Source organism: Streptomyces sp. NBC_00354 (assembly GCF_036106915.1).
Classification (GTDB): Bacteria; Actinomycetota; Actinomycetes; order Streptomycetales; family Streptomycetaceae; genus Streptomyces.
Window position 1 is genome coordinate 5,717,884 of sequence record NZ_CP107983.1, and the last position, 17,299, is coordinate 5,735,182.

A 17,299-nucleotide genomic window follows, 5' to 3' on the forward strand; every position below is an offset into this window, starting at 1 on the left:
CGGGTGGGGCGACTGGTGCGCGTGCGGGAACCGGCCGGGGTGCGGACCGGGTGCGGACGGGGTGCGGGGACGGGGTGCGGGGACGGGCTCGTGCCGGGGGGACGGCCCGGCTCAGGCCCGGTTCAGGTCCGATTAATGCCTGGGGCCGCCGAACGGCCGCCGGTTATCATCCGCTGTGACCGGTACGAGCACCCCCACGCCCACCACCCCCACCCGACGCGCGACGCGGATTTTCGCGGACCTGACCCCGCTGCGCACGTCCCCGGACTACCGGCGGCTGTGGGTCGGCGGCACCATCTCCTGGATGGGCCAGGCGATGACCGCCCTCGCGATCTCGCTCCAGGTCTACGACATCACCCGGTCCAGCTTCTCGGTCGGGCTCGTCGGACTCTTCTCCCTCGTCCCGCTCGTCGTCTTCGGGCTCTACGGCGGGGCCATCGCCGACACCGTGGACCGGCGCAAGCTCGGCCTGTACAGCTCCCTCGGCCTGACGGCCCTGTCGGTCGCGCTGGCCGGCGCAGCGCTCCTCGACTACCACCGGGTCTGGCTGCTGTACACGGTCGTCGCGCTCCAGGCGGTCTGCGGCGCCCTCAACGGGCCCGCCCGGTCCGCGATGATCCCGCGGCTGCTGCCGGCCGAGCAGCTGCCCGCCGCCAACGCGCTGAACTCGGTGACGATGACCTCCGGGACGATGATCGGCCCGGTGCTCGGCGGGCTCATCGTCGGCTGGTGGGGCTACCAGGCCGCCTACCTGGTCGACGCCGTCACGTTCTGCGCCGCCCTCTACGCGATGTGGCGGCTGCCCGCGATGCTGCCCGAGCGGGAGGGCGGCAAGCGGGGGCGGGCCTCGGTACTGGACGGGCTGCGCTTCCTCGGGACGCGGCCGAACATCCGGATGACCTTCTTCTCCGACATGGCCGCCATGGTGCTGGCCCAGCCGAAGGCGCTGTTCCCGGCCATCGCCGTGCTCTGGTACGGCGGCGACGCCAAGACCGTCGGCCTGCTGGTGGCCGCGCCGGCCGTCGGGGCGCTGCTGGGCGGGCTGTTCTCCGGCTGGCAGGGCCGGATCCGCCGGCACGGGCTGGCCATCCTGATCTCCGTGGCCGCCTGGGGGCTGGCCATCGCCGTCTTCGGACTCACCCGGAACCTGTGGCTCGGGCTGTTCTTCCTGGCACTGGCCGGCTGCGCCGACACCATCTCCATGGTGTTCCGGTCCACGATGATGCAGGCCGCGACGCCGGACGAGATGCGCGGCCGCCTGCAGGGCGTGTTCATCGTGGTCGTCGCGGGCGGGCCCCGGCTCGGGGACTTCCTCGCCGGGACCGTCGCCGACCGGACCTCCCCGACCATGGCGATCACGGGCGGCGGGCTCGGGTGCGTGCTGGTGCTGCTCCTGCTGGCCCTGCGCTGGCGCGGGTTCGCCCGGTACGACGCGAGGTCGCCGCAGGCATGATGCACGAGGCTTGATGCGTGCAGCCCGATGCATGCCCCGTGATGTGTGCCGCATGACGCGTGAGGCCCCGGGACGGCTCAGGCGTCGACCGGCTCCCGGGTGCGCTCGCCGCCCGCATCGCCCGTGTTGGCCGTGCCGGTCGGCTCGAACAGCAGGATCGAGACCTCTTCGTCCGCCGCCGGGCAGTGCTCGACCCCGCGCGGTACGACGTACAGCTCGCCCGGGCCGACGACCACGTCCCCGTCGCGGAGGCGGATCGTGAGGGTCCCGCTGACGACGAGGAACATCTCGTCGGTGTCCTCGTGGGTGTGCCACACGAACTCGCCCTGGAGCTTGGCGGCCTTGACCTCGTAGTCGTTGATCCGGGCGATGCGGCGCGGGGCCCACTGCTCGTCGAACGCGGACAGCTTCCGCGCGATGTTCACGGGGTGCATCGGGTGCGTTGTCATGGGGAGAGACTGCCGGAGGGGGCGGGGGCCGTCTTGTACGTTCCTGGCATGGCCGCGATCCGTCCGCGCAGCACCGTCTCCGCCTGGCAGCCGTCGGTTGCCGGCATCGCCGAGGTCTTCCACGCCCGTTTCACCGACCACGCGTACCCGGCCCATGTCCACGACACCTGGGCGCTGATGATCCTGGACGGCGGCCGCGTCGACTTCGCGCTCGACCGGGAGCGGCACGGCGTCGGGGTCTCGGACGCGGTGGTCCTGCTGCCGCCCGGGGTCGCGCACGACGGACGAACCGTCACCGAGGCCGGATTCCGCAAGCGGGTGCTCTACCTCGACACCTCCGTCCTCCCGGAGCACCTGACCGGCGCCGCCGTCGGCACGCCGCTGCTGTTCGACCGCGCGCTGCTGGAGCGCGTACACGGGCTGCACCTGGCGCTGGGTTCGCAGCAGTCGCCGGCGGAGGGCTTCGAGGCGGAATCGCGGCTGGCTTTCGTTCGGGAGCGGCTGTGGATCCGGCTGGCGGGCCGGGAGGCCGCCCCCGGCGGCGCGCCGGGCGCGGGGCTCGCCGTACGGCTGCGCGAGCTGCTCGACGCGCGGGTGGTCGAGGGGATCACCCTGGAGGAGGCGTCGGCGGTGCTGGGACACGTACATCCCACGCACCTGATCCGCAGCTTCCGGAAGGCGTACGGGCTGCCGCCGCACGCGTACCTGACCGGGCGGCGGGTGGCCCGGGCGCGGCGGCTGCTGCTGGCAGGGATGCGTCCGGCCGCGGCGGCCGTGGCTGCCGGATTCTACGACCAGGCGCATCTGACGCGGCACTTCGGGCGGTACGTGGGGATCAGTCCGGCACGGTTCGCACGGTCCGGGCGGGTGTGAACGGGAGCCGGCGGAAGCGGCGGCCGGTCAGGGAGCTACGCCCGCTCCAGGAGTACGGCCGGAAGCGTGCCGGTCACGATCGCGTCCCGGGGCAGCGAGAGGCCGAAGTGGCGCTCCACGATCCCCAGGGCGGTGAGGTGGACGTCCCTGTGGTCCGCTTCCTCGTCCGGGAGGCCGGCGGCGGTCAGCTCGGCCTGGACGCGGGAGGCCACCTCGGGCTCGCCGACAACACCGTCGTAGCCCCAAGAGCCGTCCAGGTGCAGGTTGAAGGCGCTCAGCACGACCTCGTCGTGGACGTAGGCGAACTGAGGCGGGACCGGCTTGCCGTTCTCCTCCTCGAACTCCAGGTGGCAGATGTCCACGCCGCCGCGGGAGAGCGGCGGCCCGCCGCCGAACTCGCCCATCCAGCCCCCGTAGGCGACCGTGTAAGACCAGTCGCCGCACCGGCCGTAGCGCAGACCGATGGAGTCCCACTCGCTCCCGTGCCTGTCGACCATGAGCTCGAGGAGGCCGTCTCCGGTGAGGTCCCCGACCGGTACGGCCGTGTGCTGGGGGCCGAGCACGGTCTCGGTGAGCCGCCCGACGAGTTGCTCCGGGGTGAGTCCGCGCGCCATCACCACGCTGTATCCGCCGAAGGCGATCGAATGCGGGGCTGCCAGCCAGGTTATTCCGTCCGTCATGACGGACATCCTGGCCGATGCCTCTGACAACGCGGGGGCCGGCGACGGCGGTTCGCTCAGGCGGGCCCGACCACGCCGCGTGCGACGCCGAGGGTGACCAGGTCCTGGGGGCGGATGCGGAGCTGGTCCGCCGTGGACGGCGCCTCGGACGGGGGGCGCTTGAGGATGGCCGCCGCCAGCTCGGGGGCGATCACCGAGAAGTAGCTGTCCGGGGTGACCCAGGTGTTCCCCGGCGCGGCCAGCGCAAGGGCGCCGCCCGAGCCCCCCTCGCCGATCAGGAGGGTGGTCACCGGGACCCCGGCAGCCGCGACCGCCGCGAAGGTGTCGGCGATGGCCGCTCCGGCGCCGGCGTGTTCCGCCGCGGCGTCGTTGGCCGCGCCGGGGGTGTCCACCAGGGTGAGTACGGGGATGCCGAGGCGGTCCGCGAGGCGGATCACGCGGGCCGCCGTACGGTAGCCCGCCGGACGGGTCGCCGTGCCGCACTGGGCGGCGTACGCGACGGCCCGCCCCTCCCGCAGCCCGAATCCGCACAGCATCCCGGGGTCCGTGCCGCCCGCCCGGTCCCCGGAGAGGGGGAGGCGGAGCGCGAAGTACGCGTCGAGGTACGCCTCGGCGCGTGGCCGGTCCGGGTGGCGGGCCTGCCGGACGGCGTCCCAGCCGCCGGCCGGGGGTGGTACGTCCGACAGTGCCGCCGGCGGCTCGACCGGCTCGACGGAGCGGGGCGCGGCCAGGACGCGGAGCCAGCCGGCCAGGGTCGCGGGCAGCTCGGCGGCGGGGACGACGGCGTCGACGTGCCCGGCTGCGTACTGGCCCTCGGCGGTGTACGCCGCCGGGTCCGCGTCCGCCGGCCGGACCCGGGAGCCCGCGAAGCCGACCTGCGCACCCGGGAGTGCGAGCACGACGTCCGCCCCGGCGCCGAGCGTGGCCCAGCCGCCGCCGGTGGTGGGATCGCGGAGGACGGCGATCTGCGGGAGCCCGGCGGCGCGGGTCAGGACGGACTGGCGGGCCACACGCTGGAGTTGGGTCAGTGCGAGCATGCCCTCCTGCATGCGGGAGCCGCCGGTGGCGATCAGGGACACGAGGGGGAGGCGGTGTTCGCGTGCGTACGTGTAGGCGGCTTCGAGCCGGTCTCCGGTGCGTTCGCCGAGGGAACCGCCGAGGAAGCCGAACTCGAAGGAGATCACGGCGGCTTGCCGGCCGCCGATGAGGGCGGTTCCGGTGACGACGGACTCCTCCTCGCCGGTGCGTGCGGCGGCGCGGGCGCGGGAGTCGTCGTAGCCGGCCCAGGTGAGAGGCCCGTCGGGGGCCGATTCCCGGTGAGGGGTGGGGAGTTCGGCGAAGCTGCCGGAGTCGGTCACGGAGGCGATGGCTGCGCGGGCCGAGAGGCGGGTCGTCGTCACGGAATCACCCTAGGGGGTGGCTGTCGGGCGGGGGAGGCCCCTTTGGGCCCGGTCACGTCAGGTGGGGGAGGGGGAGGGCGATCTTCAGGGCGTAGGCCGCGACGAGGCCGTAGCCGAGGCGGAAGGTCCAGGCGCGGGCGGCAGGGGAGACCTTGCGGCCGGCGAAGGCGCCGAGGGCCACGAGGGTCTGCTGCCAGAGGAGGGAGGCGGCGGCGACGCCGATGAGGAAGGCGGCGGCGGTGGTGGGGGTGGTGAGGGTGGAGGCCTGGGCGGTGGTGAGGGCGGCGAAGTAGAGGGCGGTGGTGGGATTGACGGCGGTAAGCCCAACAAACCGCCCGAACGCCCCGACGGCTCCGGCTCCGGCCCGTGGCTCGAGCCCGGTCCCCGCCATGGCTCCGGCCAGGGGGTGTGGCGCGGGCCGAGGGTCAGGCCGGTCGGTGGGTTCGGGCCCTGCGGGCGGCAGTTCCCCACCCCGCCCCTTCCCGAAACCGGGGCTCCGCCCCGGACCCCGTGCCTCAAGCGTCGGCGGGGCTGAGGGTTCGGGGCTGCGCCCCGGATCGGGCGTCTGAAGGGGTGACGGGTCCGAAGGGTCGTGGCCGTGGCCGTGGCCCGGGCCTCGGGGCGCGAGCGGCCGTGGGGCGGAGGTGTGGGCCGGGTGCGGTGCCGCGAGTGGCGGTGGGGTCGACGCCGCGGAGTTGCGGAGGCCGTGGGCCGCGATCGCGAGGAGGACTGCCGCCGAGGCCAGGCGGATCCAGGCCTCGATCGGGGTGACGTGGGAGGCCACCCAGGGGCCCAGCGCCGTGGCCAGGGCCGCGTAGGCGAGGTCGACCGTGGCGATGCCCGCCGCCGCGGCCATCGCCGTGCGGCGGTTCCGCATCGCCTCCTGGAGCAGCAGCACGCTCATGGCACCCATCGGCATCGCCACGCCCAGGCCCGCGACCGCGCCCGACAAGGCGGGGGAGAGGAATTCGTTCATGGAACGGGAGGGTGAGGGGTGGGGGCGTCCGCGCAGCGGCGTATATCGGCACTGACTGCGAGAATCGCGGTATGGACCGCCTCGACAGGGAAATCCTCGGCATCCTGCAGCAGGATGCGCGGATCTCGTACCGCGATCTCGGAGTCAGCGTCGGGCTCAGTGCCAACGCCACCGCCGACCGGGTGCGCCGGATGCGGCGGGACGGGGTGATCCGCGGGTTCACCGTCATCGTGGATCCGGCCGCCGACACCCGGGGCGGGCTCGTGGTCTTCATCGATCTGAGCCTGCGGCAGGACACCTCCAACGACGAGTTCGAGCGGAAAGTCGCCACGTTTGCCGGGATCACCGAAGTGGTGCATGTGACCGGGGAGTACGACTACCTCGTACGGGCCCGGGCCGCCGACCCCGCCGCGCTCGACGCGCTGCTGCGCCGGCTCAAGCGGGAGGCCGGGGTGGCTCAGTCCAGCACCCGGATCGCCTTGCGGGCAGCGGCGGCCCACCGGCCGCCGGGCGCCCCCTAGAGCGCCGACTCCCAGCGCAGGGTCGTCCCCCGCGTGCCCGACTCCGTGCGGCCGTCGTCCGTGACCTTCAGGCGGGCCCGGGTCGGGGCGGCGTCCACCTCGACCTGGATCGAGGTGACCTCCGAGCGGCGGTGGGCCGCGGCCAGGGCGCCGCGCAGGGCGGACAGGAGGTCGCCGGCCACCGGCTCGCGGAGCAGGGCGTCCACCGCGCCCGCGAAGTGGACCGACGGCTGGAAGCCCAGCAGGACCGCCGCCCCGCCCGTTTCCCGGAGGACCCGGCCGCGGAACGTCGTCGGGGCATCCGTCGGCGGCTGCTGGAGGGCGAAGATGGCTGTGCGGACCTCCTGGATGGTGGAGTCGAGCTCGTCCACCGCCCGGCCGAGTTCGTCGCCCACGGTGTCCCCGGACGGCGCGGCCGCCGACCGCTTCTTCGTGCTCTCCAGCATCATCTCCGTCGCGAACAGCCGCTGGACCACCAGATCGTGCAGGTCCCGCGCGATCCGGTCGCGGTCCTCGTAGACCGCCAGCTGCTCCCGGTCGTGCTGCGCGTCCGCCAGTACGAGGGCCAGCGCGGCCTGGGAGGCGAACTGTGAGGCCAGCAGCCGGTCCACGGCGTCGTACGGGCGCCCGCCGCGGGCGCGCGGCAGGGCGAGGGTGCCGATCAGCTGGCCGCCGCTCTGGAGCGGGAGCATCATGCTCGGGCCGAAGCGCTCGCGGACGTGTGTGGTCATCCGGGGGTCGGTGGCCGAGTCCTCTATGAAGACCGGCTCCCCGCCGAGGAGTTGTTCCAGCACCGGCGAACCGGGGGCGATCGCCGTCCCGACCAGGTCCCCGGGGTCCCCGTGCGTGGAGGCGGCCACGATCTCCATGCCGCCCTCGGGAGTCGGCTGGAGGACCACGCCGGCCGCCGCGTCGGCGAGCAGCCGGGCCCGTTCGGCCACGCACATCAGCGCGTCCATGGCCGGCCGGCCTGCCAGCAGGGTCGTGGTGACGGCGGCGGCGCCCTCGATCCAGCGCTCCCGGCGGCGCGCGGTCTCGTACAGCCGGGCGTTGCCGATCGCTATCCCCGCCTGCGAGGCCAGGACGCGTACGAGGGCGAGGTCCTCCTCGGTGAACGGCCCGCCGCCCACCTTCTCGGTGAGGTAGAGGTTGCCGAAGACCTCCTTGTGGACCCGGATCGGGACGCCCAGGAAGCTGCGCATGGGGGGATGGCCCGGCGGGAACCCCGCCGAGCGCGGATCCTTCGACAGGTCCTTCAGCATCAGCGGGCGCGGATCGGTGACCAGCGCGCCGATCAGGCCCGAACGCCCGTCGGGCAGGCGGGGGATCGCGGCGCGCTCCGCCTCGCTCAGCCCGGCCGTGTACAGCTCGGTCAGGCGCAGGCGCTCGGGGTCGACGACCCCGAGCGCTCCGTACCGGGCCGTGCACAGCTCGCTCGCCGAGTCCACGATGTGCTGGAGGGTGGTCTGCCGCTCCAGTTCGGAGCCGACGCTGAGCACCGCCTCCAGGAGTACGGGCAGCCGGGCCCGTTGCCCGGGACCGTCCGGACCGGCGGGCTCGGGCACCGCGTTCGTCATTCGGCCAGCGGGTTGAGGACCATCGGGGCGATCTTCCCTTCGAGCATCATGCCGAGACCGAGCACGGCGCACACGTCCGGCCGTTCCGCGATGGCGACGGGCATGCCGGTGGCGTCGCGCAGCATCTGGTCCAGGCCCGGCAGCAGGGCGCTGCCTCCCACCATCATGATCCCCCGGTCCGTCAGGTCGGCGACCAGGTCCGGCGGGCAGTCCCGCAGCACCTTGCCGATGCCGTCGAGCACGGCGGTCAGCGGGGTGTGGATGGCATCCCGTACGGCGGCGGTGTCGACGTGGACCGAGCGGGCCAGTCCGGTGGCCACGTCACGGCCGTGGATGAGCGTGGAGGTGGGGCCCCCGCCGGTGATGCCGTTGCCGTGCAGTGCGACCTGGAGCGGCCGGACGGCCTGGCTGGGCAGCATCAGCTCGTGCGCGTGGCGCAGGTGCTGGACGACGGCGTGGTCGATGGCCTCGCCGCCGACCGGGATCCGCTGGGCGGTGACGATCGAGCCGAGGGAGAGGACGGCGATCTGGGTGGCGGCGGCCCCGCACACCATGATCATCGTCGCGGTCGGCTGCTCCACGGGCAGGCCGCAGCCGACGGCCGCCGCGATCAGGGTGTCGACGAGTTCGACGCGCCGGGCCCCGAGCCCGACCATCGTCTCCACCGCGGCGCGCTGGGCGAGCGGGTCGGCGTCGTGCGGGGTGCAGGCGGCGGCCCGCAGCCGGGGCTTGCGGCGCAGGGCGCGCCGCAGCTTCTCGCCGAGCAGGTGGCGCAGCATCCGCTGGGCCATCTCGATGTCGACGACGGTGCCGCCGGAGACGGGGCGTACGACGCGGATGTAGTCGGGCGTGCGGCCCGTCATCCGTTCGGCGAAGGACCCGACCGCGATGAGTGCACCGGTGCGGGTGTTCACGGCGGCGACGCTGGGCTCGTCGACGACCAGGCCGGCGCCCTTGACGTACACACGGGTCCTGGCTGCTCCCAGGTCGACGGCGACGTGGCAGCGGCGCAACTGCTCAAGACTGACGGTCACGGCAGATCCTCCCGAGAGCGCTGGCGCAAGAAGACCGGCGACTGCCGGTTGCACTTCATATCTTCTCGGGCGAATGGTGCATATCGCCCGTTGGGCTGCTCCGGCCGGGTGTGGCGCACGGGGTGAGAGGTGCTGCACGGGGGTGGATTTCTGTACCGACAGGCACCACGATGCCCGCACCGTCCGCGCTACTCGTGCGTAACAAGGTAAAGGGGACCCCATGCTGACGCCCCGCCAGAGACTGTTGGCGCTCGTGACGCTCTGCCTGGCGCTCCTCGCGCCCCTTCCGGCGCAGGCCGCCGCCGCTGTGCAGCCGCACAACCCGGTGGTCTTCGTCCACGGCTACAACGCCGACCCGGGCGTCTGGGGCGGCCTGCGCGAGGACCTGCGCGCCGCCGGGTACACCGACTCGGAGCTCTTCTCCTGGGGTTACGACACGCACCGGTCCGTCAACGAGGTGCTGGCCGGGCAGCTCGGCGCGTACGTCGACCAGGTCCGCCGGCAGACCGGCGCCGCGCAGGTCGACATCGTGACGCACTCCTTAGGCTCGCTCGTCGGCCGCTGGTACCTGAAGTTCGGCGGCGGCGCCGCGACCGTGGACCACTGGGTCTCGCTGGCCGGACCCAGCCACGGCACCTCCACCGCGTGGGCCTGCGCCCTGTGGGACCAGGCGTGCCGGGACATGACGCCCGGTTCGTACGTCGTGAAGAACCTGAACGCGGGGGACGAGACCCCGGGCGCGGTGAAGTACGCGACCTTCTGGTCGAACTGCGACGAGGTCGTCAATCCGGACAACAGCGTCCCGCTCGCCGGGGCCGCCAACACGCCGGTCGGCTGCCTCCGGCACAACGACCTGCTGGGGGACGACGCCACCTCGGCGGGCGTCCGGTCCTTCCTCGCCTCGTAGAACTCGCGGCCCGGACCCTCCCGCTCAGACCTCGACCCCGTCGACCGCGACGCGCTGGAGCAGGCCGTACGTGAACTCCGCCACGCACGGCCGGCCCTGCGCGGTGAACGCGAGCCGCCACCGGGTCGGCGCGGTGCCCTCCATCGGGCGCACCGGGGCGAAGGCCCGCGCCACCTCGTCCACCGTGGCCGACCAGGGCCGCAGGTCCTCGGGCGTCTCCAGTACGGGCCCCCGCGCGCCCGGGGCCCGTACCAGCCACTCGTTCCACACCGCCCCGTCCGGCGCGGCCAGCACCTCGAAGCGCAGGTCCGGCCAGAGCGGCACCGGCCACAGCAGGGCCTCGCACTCCAGGTCGCCGATGGTGCGGGCGGCCGTGGACTCCGGCGGGCCGAGCACCGAGCGGTAGCGGGCCAGCGCCCCGCGGGCGCGGGGGGACCGGACCATCGCCTGCCAGCGCTTGTTCGCCTCCCGCTGCTCGGCGAGCGAGGCGCCGAGCCGCCGTCGCGCCTCCTCGGCGAGGTCCGGCCGGAAGTCCGCCATCCGGCGCAGCAGCACCAGCTGGAAGGCGGCCGGACCGAAGGGTCCCGAGGGCGTTGACGCAGTCATGGAGGAAACGATTCCACACAGGACCTCCACGAACCCGCGATACGGATGTTGCGTGGAACCACGTAGCGTGCGGACGTCATGGACTACTGCCACGCCTGTCGGAGGCACCTCAACGGAGCCCTGGCGTGCGCCGGGTGCGGAACCCCTGTCGAGTACCTGCCGCCCGCCGCCGCCGGTGGGCCTCCCGTGCCCGCAGCCCCATACGGCTCCGCACGGCCGGAAGAGCCCGCCGACCCGTTCGCGGACTCGATCGTCGTGCTGTCCGGAGCGCACGGCGGCCGGGCCGGTGCGCGGCGCCGTTCCACGCACCGCCGGCGCCGCCGGACCATGCTGACGGTCGGGCTGGGCCTGGTGCTCGCGGTCGGCGGCACGGTCGTGCTCGCACGGGTCGTCACCGAGGGGCAGAAGACCGACCGGGCCGCCGAGGTGGTGCTCACCGACGGGAACGGCCCGCAGGACCCGGCTCCGCTGCCGAGCGGCAAAGGGACTCCCGGCGCGCCTTCGGCGCTGAAGCCGGTGAAGGCCTCGGGGTCCGCGAAGGCCACCGCGGGCGGAACGCAGTCGGCCGGACCCGGGGCGTCTGCCGAGGGGACGCCGGAGCCGGGTCCGTCGGCGTCGGCCTCCGCGTCGGGCAAGACGGGGCCGACGAAGGGTGTCACCGGGCACGGGCCGTCCGTAAAGCCCGGTCAGTCGGGGAAGCCCTCGCCGAGCGCTTCCCGGACGGCGCAGCCGCCGTCCCCGACGCCGAGCCCGAGCCCGTCGCCGACCCAGGGCTGTTTCCTCTGGTTCTTCTGCTGAGCGACCGGACGCCTGGTCCGGCATCCGCTGAGCGATCGGACGTCTAGCCCAGCATCCGCTTGAGCAGGTCCCGCAGGACCGCCCGTTCGGCCGTGGACAGCCCGGCCAGCGGTTCGCGCGCGAAGTCCAGCGACTCGCGCAGCCGGTCCGCGGTCTGCAGGCCCTCCTCCGTCGGCGCGGCCAGCTTGACCCGGCGGTCCGCCGGGTCCGGCCTGCGCTCGACCAGGCCGCGCGACTCCAGCCGGTCCACGATGCCCGTGATGTTCGAGGGCTCGCACTTCAGCTGCTGCGCGATCCGCCGCATCGGCATCGGCTCCAGGGACAGCAGGTTCAGCACCCGGGCCTGGGCGCCGGTGAGCTGGTGGCTGGCTGCCGCGTGCTCGTATTCCTCGTGGTAGCGGGCCACGACGGAGCCGATGAGCTCGACAACCTCAAGGGTCAGGGGATCTGCACGACGACTGGGCATGGATCCAGAGTACCCATTTACTTGACAACATGAAATATCCAGGCGCATGGTTGTTTCACCTACTGAAGTATTCGTCGATTCCTCGATTCGGGAGCGCACATGTCTGAGATCCCTGCCGTCAGCCGCGAGTGGCACCTCGTCCGCCGTCCGCAGGGCTGGCCCGTCGCCGAGGACTTCGCCCTGCGCGAGGTCGAGGTCAAGGCCCCGGCCCCCGGCCAGATCCTGGTGCGCAACCTGTACATGTCCGTGGACCCGTACATGCGCGGCCGGATGAACGACGTGAAGTCCTACATCCCGCCCTTCCAGCTCGACAAGCCGATGGACGGCGGCGCGGTCGGCGAGGTCGTGGCCTCCGCCGCCGAGGGCTTCGAGGTCGGCGACCACGTGCTGCACGGCCTCGGCTGGCGCGAGTACGCCACAGGGGACGCCAAGCACGCCACCAAGGTCGACGCCTCGCTCGCGCCGCTCTCCTCCTACCTCGGCGTGCTCGGCATGCCGGGCCTGACCGCCTACGCCGGCCTCTTCGAGGTGGCGTCCTTCAAGGAGGGCGACTCCGTCTTCGTCTCCGGCGCGGCGGGTGCGGTCGGCAGCCTCGTCGGTCAGTTCGCGAAGATCAAGGGCGCCGCTCGAGTGATCGGCTCGGCCGGCTCGGACGAGAAGGTGACGCTCCTCACGGAGAAGTACGGCTTCGACGCCGCGTTCAACTACAAGAACGGCCCCGTCGGCGAGCAGCTGAAGGCAGCCGCCCCCGAGGGCATCGACGTCTACTTCGACAACGTCGGCGGTGACCACCTGGAGGCCGCCATCTCCTCCCTGAACGTGCACGGCCGCGCCACCCTGTGCGGGGCGATCGCCCAGTACAACGCCACCGAGCCGACCCCCGGCCCGCGCAACCTGGCCCTGGTCATCGGCAAGCGGCTGCGCCTGCAGGGCGTTCTGGTCGGCGACCACGCCGGGCTCCAGCCGCAGTTCGTCCAGGACGTCGCGGGCTGGCTGCGCTCCGGCGAGCTCGTGGCCGACGAGACCGTGGTCGAGGGCGTGGAGAACGCGACCGAGGCCTTCCTCGGCATGCTGCGCGGCGACAACACCGGAAAGATGATCGTTTCCTTCACCGGTTAGGCTCACTGCACACCGTCGTGATCGTGGGCGCGAGTCACGGCGATTACCAGGAGGATCTCTTCACATGTCCATCCAGCAGACCGACGTTCTCTACACCGCTGTCGCCACCGCCGAGAACGGCCGTGACGGCCGCGTCGCGACCAACGACGGCCAGCTCGACGTCGTCGTGAACCCGCCGAAGGAGATGGGCGGCAGCGGCGCCGGCACCAACCCGGAGCAGCTGTTCGCCGCCGGCTACAGCGCCTGCTTCCAGGGCGCCCTCGGCGTCGTCGCCCGCAACGAGAACGCGGACGTCTCCGGTGCCACCGTCACCGCCGAGGTCGGCATCGGCAAGAACGACGAGGGCTTCGGCATCATCGTCAAGATCTCCGCCGTGATCCCGAACGTGGACGCCGCCACCGCCAAGGACCTGATCGAGAAGGCCCACCAGGTCTGCCCGTACTCCAAGGCGACCCGCGGCAACATCACGGTCGAGCTCGCCGTCTGATCCGGCTCGCGCTCCGCGAAGGCCGCACCCCGATCCCGGGGTGCGGCCTTCGCCGTGTGCGGCCGGTCCTAGACTGGACCCATGCGTGATCTTGCGGGGGGATTCGGCTACCTGCTGGCCGGACAGAGATGGGTGCTGCGACACGGCCGCTGGCTGGGCTTCGGCCTGCTGCCGGGGCTGGTCTCGCTGGTGCTGTACGCCGGCGCACTGGTCGGGCTCGGCTACGGCGCCGACGACCTGACCGCCTGGGCCACCCCCTTCGCCGACGGCTGGTCCTCGCCGTGGCTCGGGCTGTTCCGGGGCTTCCTCACCGCCCTGCTCTTCAGCCTCGGGCTCTTCGTGGCGGTCATCACCTTCACCGCCGTGACCCTGCTGATCGGCCAGCCGTTCTACGAGTCCCTCTCGGAGCAGGTCGACCGCAGCGAGGGCGGCGACGCCCGGGAGTCCGGGCTCCCGCTCTGGCGGGAGCTGTGGATCTCGGCCCGGGACAGCCTGAAGGTGCTGGTCCGCGTGCTGCTGTACGGGATCCTGCTCTTCGGGCTCGGGTTCATCCCGGTGATCGGGCAGACCGTGATCCCGGCGATCGGGTTCTGCGTGTCCGGGTTCTTCCTCGCCGAGGAGCTCACCGCCGTCGCGCTGCAGCGGCGCGGGGTGGAACTCGCCGACCGGCTCACCCTGCTGCGGACGCGGCGGATGCTGGTGCTCGGCTTCGGCGTCCCGCTGGTGCTGGCGTTCCTGGTGCCGCTGGTGGCGGTGTTCCTGATGCCGGGTGCGGTGGCCGGGGCGACCCTGATGGTCCGGGACCTGACCGGGGAGGACGAGGCCCAGGCGGCCGGGGCCGCCGACCCGAAGACCGACACCGACGCGGCCGCCTCCGGGGACGCACAGGCTCCGGCCGGGGGTGCGGCCGAAGGCTTCGGACCGCCGCCGCCCGCGTACTCGTAGACCGCTCGTCGTAGACCGCTCGCTCGTAGATCGCCGGTCCCGCGGGGCTACCGCTTCAGCAGGGTGATCGCGCCGACCGTGTCCTCGCCTGCGTGCGCGACCGGGTCGGCGGCCAGCCGGCGCCGCATCAGCTCGAGGTACGGGGTGATCAGCTCGGCGCTGACGCCCTGCTCCTCGGCGGTGCGCAGCAGGGTTCCGCTGCCCGCGACCTGCATGGCCAGGTTCGACACGACGCCGGTGGTGAAGTCCCCGGAGGTCAGCCGGTCGGCCGCGTTGCCCACGAAGAACCCCATCGCGCCCAGCCACTCGGACAGCAGCGGCGCCAGTTCCTTCGGTGCGATGTCCTCGCCCTCGATCAGCGCGTAGGCGTGCGAAATACCGGCGAACAGCCCGTACATCCCGCTCAGCAGAGCCATGTCGAACAGCGCGGCGTGGCCGGGGTCCTCGCCGACGAACCGGGCACCGGCCGGGACCTGCAGGGCGGCGCGGTGGGTGTCGAACAGGGCGCGGGAGCCGCTGTGGAAGACGTACGCGCCGGATGCGGGGACGCCGATCATCGCCGGGGTGCCCATGATCCCGCCGTCCACGAACCGGGCCCCGCGCGCCTCGGCCCAGGCGGCGCGCCTCCGGCCCTCGGCGGGCGTACCGGTGGTGAGGTCGACCAGGTCCTTGCCGGTCAGGTCGATGCCGTCCAGGGCCGAGCCGACGCTGGCGTCGTCCAGCAGGCAGAGCACGACCAGGGTGTTCGCCGCCACCGCCTCGGCGGGGCTCGCGGCGACGGCGGCGCCTTCGGCGGCGAGCGCCTCGGCCTTGGCGGCGGTGCGGTTCCAGACGGTGAGGGGATGCCCGGCGGCGAGCCAGGTGCGGGCGAGTGCGGTGCCCATGTCGCCGAGGCCGAGCAGGGTCAGCGGGTGCTTCGTCACGGTGTTGTCGGTCATGCCGTTTAGCCTGGTGGCAGGCCGAGAGGCGCTCAAGTACGCACTTCGGAGTGGGTGGTTACTCCCAGGTGAGCGAGCAGGTGGGGAGGGGTGCGCGATGTCGGTGACGCGAAGGCCCGGGGCGGATCACTGCGGTGTGGCCGCGGCGATGTCCGTGATCGACGGCAAGTGGAAGGTGTCGCTCCTGTGGGAGCTGGAGCAGCGGCCGCGCCGCTTCGGGGAACTGCGCCGGCTGGTCCCGGGGATCTCGGAGAAGGTGCTCGCGGCCCAGCTGCGTGAACTGGAGACGGACGGCATAGTCCACCGCGAGGTCTACGACGAGGTCCCGCCGCGCGTGGAGTACTCGCTGACCCCGCCGGGCCAGGAGCTCAACACGGCCCTGGAAGCCCTGGGGGCATGGGGGACCAAGCACCGTGTCCCCGGGCCGGCTCAGCAGTCGGCCCAGGTCTCGGTCCAGGTCCAGGTCTCGATCCGGGGCTAGGGCTGGGGCTGGGCCTGGGTGCGGGGTTCCACCCACAGGGCCTCGCCGACCGCGCACAGATCGCCTCCGGCGGTGGCCAGGGCCGTGCCCACGCGGTACTTGCGGCCCTCGCTGCCGAGCAGCCAGGCGTACGAGACGAGGCCCGCGCCGACCGGCACCGGCCGCAGCAGCCGCGCGGTCAGGGCGGCCGTGACCGCACCGGCCCGCCGGTCGTCGAGCAGCCGGCCGGCGGCGTTGCCCGGGCAGTCCAGCGCGCCCCACACCAGCTCGGGCGGCAGCAGTCCGTCCGCGCCGCCGAGTCCGGGACCGGGGGTCCAGGCGGCGGCCACCAGGGCGCTGCCGGGCACCGGGCCGCAGTGCAGGCGCAGGCCCGTGGCGGGCGTGCGGTGCAGACCGCAGCCGAAGCAGTCGACCATCCCGTCCGGAGGCGCCGCCCGGTAGGCGTCGGCCGCCGCCCGGGCCTGCTCCCAGGACGGCGGTTCGGGGGCCTCGACGGCCGGATCGGCGGGGGCCGCCGCCGCCAGCAGGAGCTCGCCGTCCACCAGCCGGACGCCGCCGTCGGCGGTCGGGGCGAGCCGGACCGGGGCGTCCGTGGGCACCGGTCGGCGGAAGTCCACCCGTACGGTCTCCGCGGCCGCCCGCGCGGCCAGCACCCCGGCCACGTAGCCGCCGAAGGCCACCCCGGGATATCCGCACAGGTGGGCCGGAACCGTGATCGTCTCGAAGTCGGTCATGCCCGCCACCTCATCACATCCGCCATCGCACCCGCCGCCCGCGGCGCAGGCATTGGTCTCGTCACAGCTGTCGGCCGGGGGCACCGCAACCATCGCCGTTGCCCGTTCGTCCTCCATCCTGGACGGACGCGCACCGCGCGCAGGCGCTTCGGAGGTGGCCGGATGGCAGAACAGCCGTGGGGGCAGCCGTACCCGGTCCGCCCACAGCAGCAGTCCTACGGGCAGCCGTGGCAGCCCGCGCACACCCCGCAGTCCGCGATGCGCGCCTCGCACACCGACCGCGACCGGACGGTGGACGTGCTCAAGGCCGCCTTCGCGGAGGGCCGGCTCTCCCGCGAGGAGTACGGGCAGCGCTTCGACGCGGCGTACAAGGCACAGACGTACGGGCAGCTCGCGCAGCTGGTCGCGGACCTGCCGGCCGGGCCGATGGTGGCCCCGTTCGGCGCCGCGGTACCGGTGCTGCCGCCCGGCTATGGCCCGCCGCCGGGGCCGCTGCCCATGCCCGTGCCGCCCCGCCCGGTCAACGGGATGGCGATCACCTCGCTCGCGCTGGGTGTGCTCAGCCTGCCGACGCTCGGCGCCGCGGGCCTGGGCGCCGTGATCACCGGGCACATCGCCAAGGCGCAGATCCGGGCGCGCGGCGACGAGGGCGCCGGGCCCGCGACGATCGGCCTGGTGCTCGGCTGGCTGTCGTTGGGCGGCTGGGTGCTGCTCTTCCTGCTCGCCGGCTTCGGGGCCCTCGACTGACCTGCGCCTCACACCGGGCCGCGGGCCGTTCCCGGGCGGTCCCGGCCGCCGTCACGGGACCCCCGCTCGCCACAGGCGGCCCGATAGTATGCGTGGCGGCAAGAGCCG

Annotated in this window: 20 protein-coding genes; 10 read left to right on the plus strand and 10 right to left on the minus strand. The window is 73.5% G+C overall.

Annotation, left to right across the window (positions count from 1 at the left end):
* Positions 1-175 precede the first annotated feature (175 nt).
* The gene (locus tag OHT74_RS26175; RefSeq protein WP_266667280.1) at positions 176-1,453 is read left to right on the plus strand and encodes an MFS transporter; all 1,278 of its coding nucleotides are present in this window, start codon (positions 176-178) and stop codon (positions 1,451-1,453) included.
* 77 nt (positions 1,454-1,530) lie between these two features.
* On the opposite strand, the gene OHT74_RS26180 is transcribed toward OHT74_RS26175, so the two are convergent.
* Positions 1,531-1,902, minus strand: coding sequence for a cupin domain-containing protein (locus OHT74_RS26180; RefSeq protein WP_328621563.1), 372 nt, complete (start codon positions 1,900-1,902; stop codon positions 1,531-1,533).
* A 48-nt stretch (positions 1,903-1,950) separates the two neighbouring features.
* Between OHT74_RS26180 and OHT74_RS26185 the strand changes: the two genes are divergently transcribed.
* Positions 1,951-2,775, plus strand: a complete 825-nt coding sequence (locus OHT74_RS26185) for an AraC family transcriptional regulator (RefSeq protein WP_328621564.1) — start codon at positions 1,951-1,953, stop codon at positions 2,773-2,775.
* Between the two features lie 35 nt (positions 2,776-2,810).
* Here the strand turns inward: OHT74_RS26185 and OHT74_RS26190 are convergent, their stop codons facing one another.
* From OHT74_RS26190 to OHT74_RS26200, 3 genes are read right to left on the minus strand one after another with little or no spacing between them, the layout of a single operon-like run.
* The gene (locus tag OHT74_RS26190) at positions 2,811-3,455 is read right to left on the minus strand and encodes a hypothetical protein (protein ID WP_328621565.1); all 645 of its coding nucleotides are present in this window, start codon (positions 3,453-3,455) and stop codon (positions 2,811-2,813) included.
* 56 nt (positions 3,456-3,511) lie between these two features.
* Complete coding sequence (locus tag OHT74_RS26195) at positions 3,512-4,855, minus strand: carboxyl transferase domain-containing protein (RefSeq protein WP_328621566.1); 1,344 nt, start codon at positions 4,853-4,855, stop codon at positions 3,512-3,514.
* Positions 4,856-4,907: 52 nt separating this feature from the next.
* On the minus strand, positions 4,908-5,831 hold the full coding sequence (locus OHT74_RS26200) for a LysE family transporter (RefSeq protein WP_328621567.1): 924 nt from the start codon (positions 5,829-5,831) through the stop codon (positions 4,908-4,910).
* Between the two features lie 71 nt (positions 5,832-5,902).
* On the opposite strand from OHT74_RS26200, the gene OHT74_RS26205 reads away from it, so the two are divergent.
* Complete coding sequence (locus OHT74_RS26205; protein ID WP_266667292.1) at positions 5,903-6,352, plus strand: Lrp/AsnC family transcriptional regulator; 450 nt, start codon at positions 5,903-5,905, stop codon at positions 6,350-6,352.
* Here the strand turns inward: OHT74_RS26205 and OHT74_RS26210 are convergent.
* A complete protein-coding gene (locus tag OHT74_RS26210; RefSeq protein ID WP_266667294.1) occupies positions 6,349-7,929 on the minus strand; it encodes a sensor histidine kinase in 1,581 nt (526 codons plus the stop codon). The genes OHT74_RS26205 and OHT74_RS26210 overlap by 4 nt on opposite strands.
* Positions 7,926-8,963: a rod shape-determining protein gene (locus tag OHT74_RS26215; protein WP_266629506.1), complete on the minus strand. Its 1,038-nt coding sequence runs from the start codon at positions 8,961-8,963 to the stop codon at positions 7,926-7,928. Before OHT74_RS26215 ends, OHT74_RS26210 begins: the two co-directional genes overlap by 4 nt.
* Before the next feature lie 220 nt (positions 8,964-9,183).
* On the opposite strand from OHT74_RS26215, the gene OHT74_RS26220 reads away from it, so the two are divergent.
* On the plus strand, positions 9,184-9,870 hold the full coding sequence (locus OHT74_RS26220) for an esterase/lipase family protein (RefSeq protein WP_328621568.1): 687 nt from the start codon (positions 9,184-9,186) through the stop codon (positions 9,868-9,870).
* Between the two features lie 24 nt (positions 9,871-9,894).
* Here the strand turns inward: OHT74_RS26220 and OHT74_RS26225 are convergent, their stop codons facing one another.
* A complete protein-coding gene (locus tag OHT74_RS26225) occupies positions 9,895-10,476 on the minus strand; it encodes a hypothetical protein (protein WP_266667298.1) in 582 nt (193 codons plus the stop codon).
* Positions 10,477-10,554: 78 nt separating this feature from the next.
* Between OHT74_RS26225 and OHT74_RS26230 the strand changes: the two genes are divergently transcribed.
* The gene (locus OHT74_RS26230) at positions 10,555-11,274 is read left to right on the plus strand and encodes an SCO2400 family protein (RefSeq protein ID WP_443047560.1); all 720 of its coding nucleotides are present in this window, start codon (positions 10,555-10,557) and stop codon (positions 11,272-11,274) included.
* 43 nt (positions 11,275-11,317) lie between these two features.
* Here OHT74_RS26230 and OHT74_RS26235 read toward each other — a convergent pair whose 3' ends face one another.
* Positions 11,318-11,740 carry a MarR family winged helix-turn-helix transcriptional regulator gene (locus OHT74_RS26235; RefSeq protein WP_054222898.1) on the minus strand — a complete coding sequence of 141 codons (423 nt, stop codon included), beginning with the start codon at positions 11,738-11,740 and terminating at the stop codon, positions 11,318-11,320.
* 99 nt (positions 11,741-11,839) lie between these two features.
* On the opposite strand from OHT74_RS26235, the gene OHT74_RS26240 reads away from it, so the two are divergent.
* The 3 genes from OHT74_RS26240 to OHT74_RS26250 all read left to right on the plus strand — a co-directional run bounded on the left by OHT74_RS26240 (position 11,840) and on the right by OHT74_RS26250 (position 14,291).
* Positions 11,840-12,859, plus strand: coding sequence for an NADP-dependent oxidoreductase (locus OHT74_RS26240; RefSeq protein ID WP_266667303.1), 1,020 nt, complete (start codon positions 11,840-11,842; stop codon positions 12,857-12,859).
* A gap of 64 nt (positions 12,860-12,923) precedes the next feature.
* Positions 12,924-13,346, plus strand: coding sequence for an organic hydroperoxide resistance protein (locus tag OHT74_RS26245; protein WP_266667305.1), 423 nt, complete (start codon positions 12,924-12,926; stop codon positions 13,344-13,346).
* Between the two features lie 81 nt (positions 13,347-13,427).
* Complete coding sequence (locus tag OHT74_RS26250) at positions 13,428-14,291, plus strand: EI24 domain-containing protein (protein WP_328621570.1); 864 nt, start codon at positions 13,428-13,430, stop codon at positions 14,289-14,291.
* Positions 14,292-14,338: 47 nt separating this feature from the next.
* Here OHT74_RS26250 and OHT74_RS26255 read toward each other — a convergent pair whose 3' ends face one another.
* Positions 14,339-15,229, minus strand: coding sequence for an imine reductase family protein (locus OHT74_RS26255; RefSeq protein ID WP_328621571.1), 891 nt, complete (start codon positions 15,227-15,229; stop codon positions 14,339-14,341).
* 97 nt (positions 15,230-15,326) lie between these two features.
* Between OHT74_RS26255 and OHT74_RS26260 the strand changes: the two genes are divergently transcribed.
* Complete coding sequence (locus OHT74_RS26260; protein ID WP_328621572.1) at positions 15,327-15,710, plus strand: winged helix-turn-helix transcriptional regulator; 384 nt, start codon at positions 15,327-15,329, stop codon at positions 15,708-15,710.
* Here the strand turns inward: OHT74_RS26260 and OHT74_RS26265 are convergent.
* Positions 15,707-16,444 carry a hotdog fold domain-containing protein gene (locus tag OHT74_RS26265; RefSeq protein WP_328621573.1) on the minus strand — a complete coding sequence of 246 codons (738 nt, stop codon included), beginning with the start codon at positions 16,442-16,444 and terminating at the stop codon, positions 15,707-15,709. The genes OHT74_RS26260 and OHT74_RS26265 overlap by 4 nt on opposite strands.
* Before the next feature lie 162 nt (positions 16,445-16,606).
* Here OHT74_RS26265 and OHT74_RS26270 point away from each other — a divergent pair, with 162 nt between their 5' ends.
* On the plus strand, positions 16,607-17,191 hold the full coding sequence (locus OHT74_RS26270) for a DUF1707 and DUF4190 domain-containing protein (protein WP_328621574.1): 585 nt from the start codon (positions 16,607-16,609) through the stop codon (positions 17,189-17,191).
* Positions 17,192-17,299: the final 108 nt, after the last annotated feature.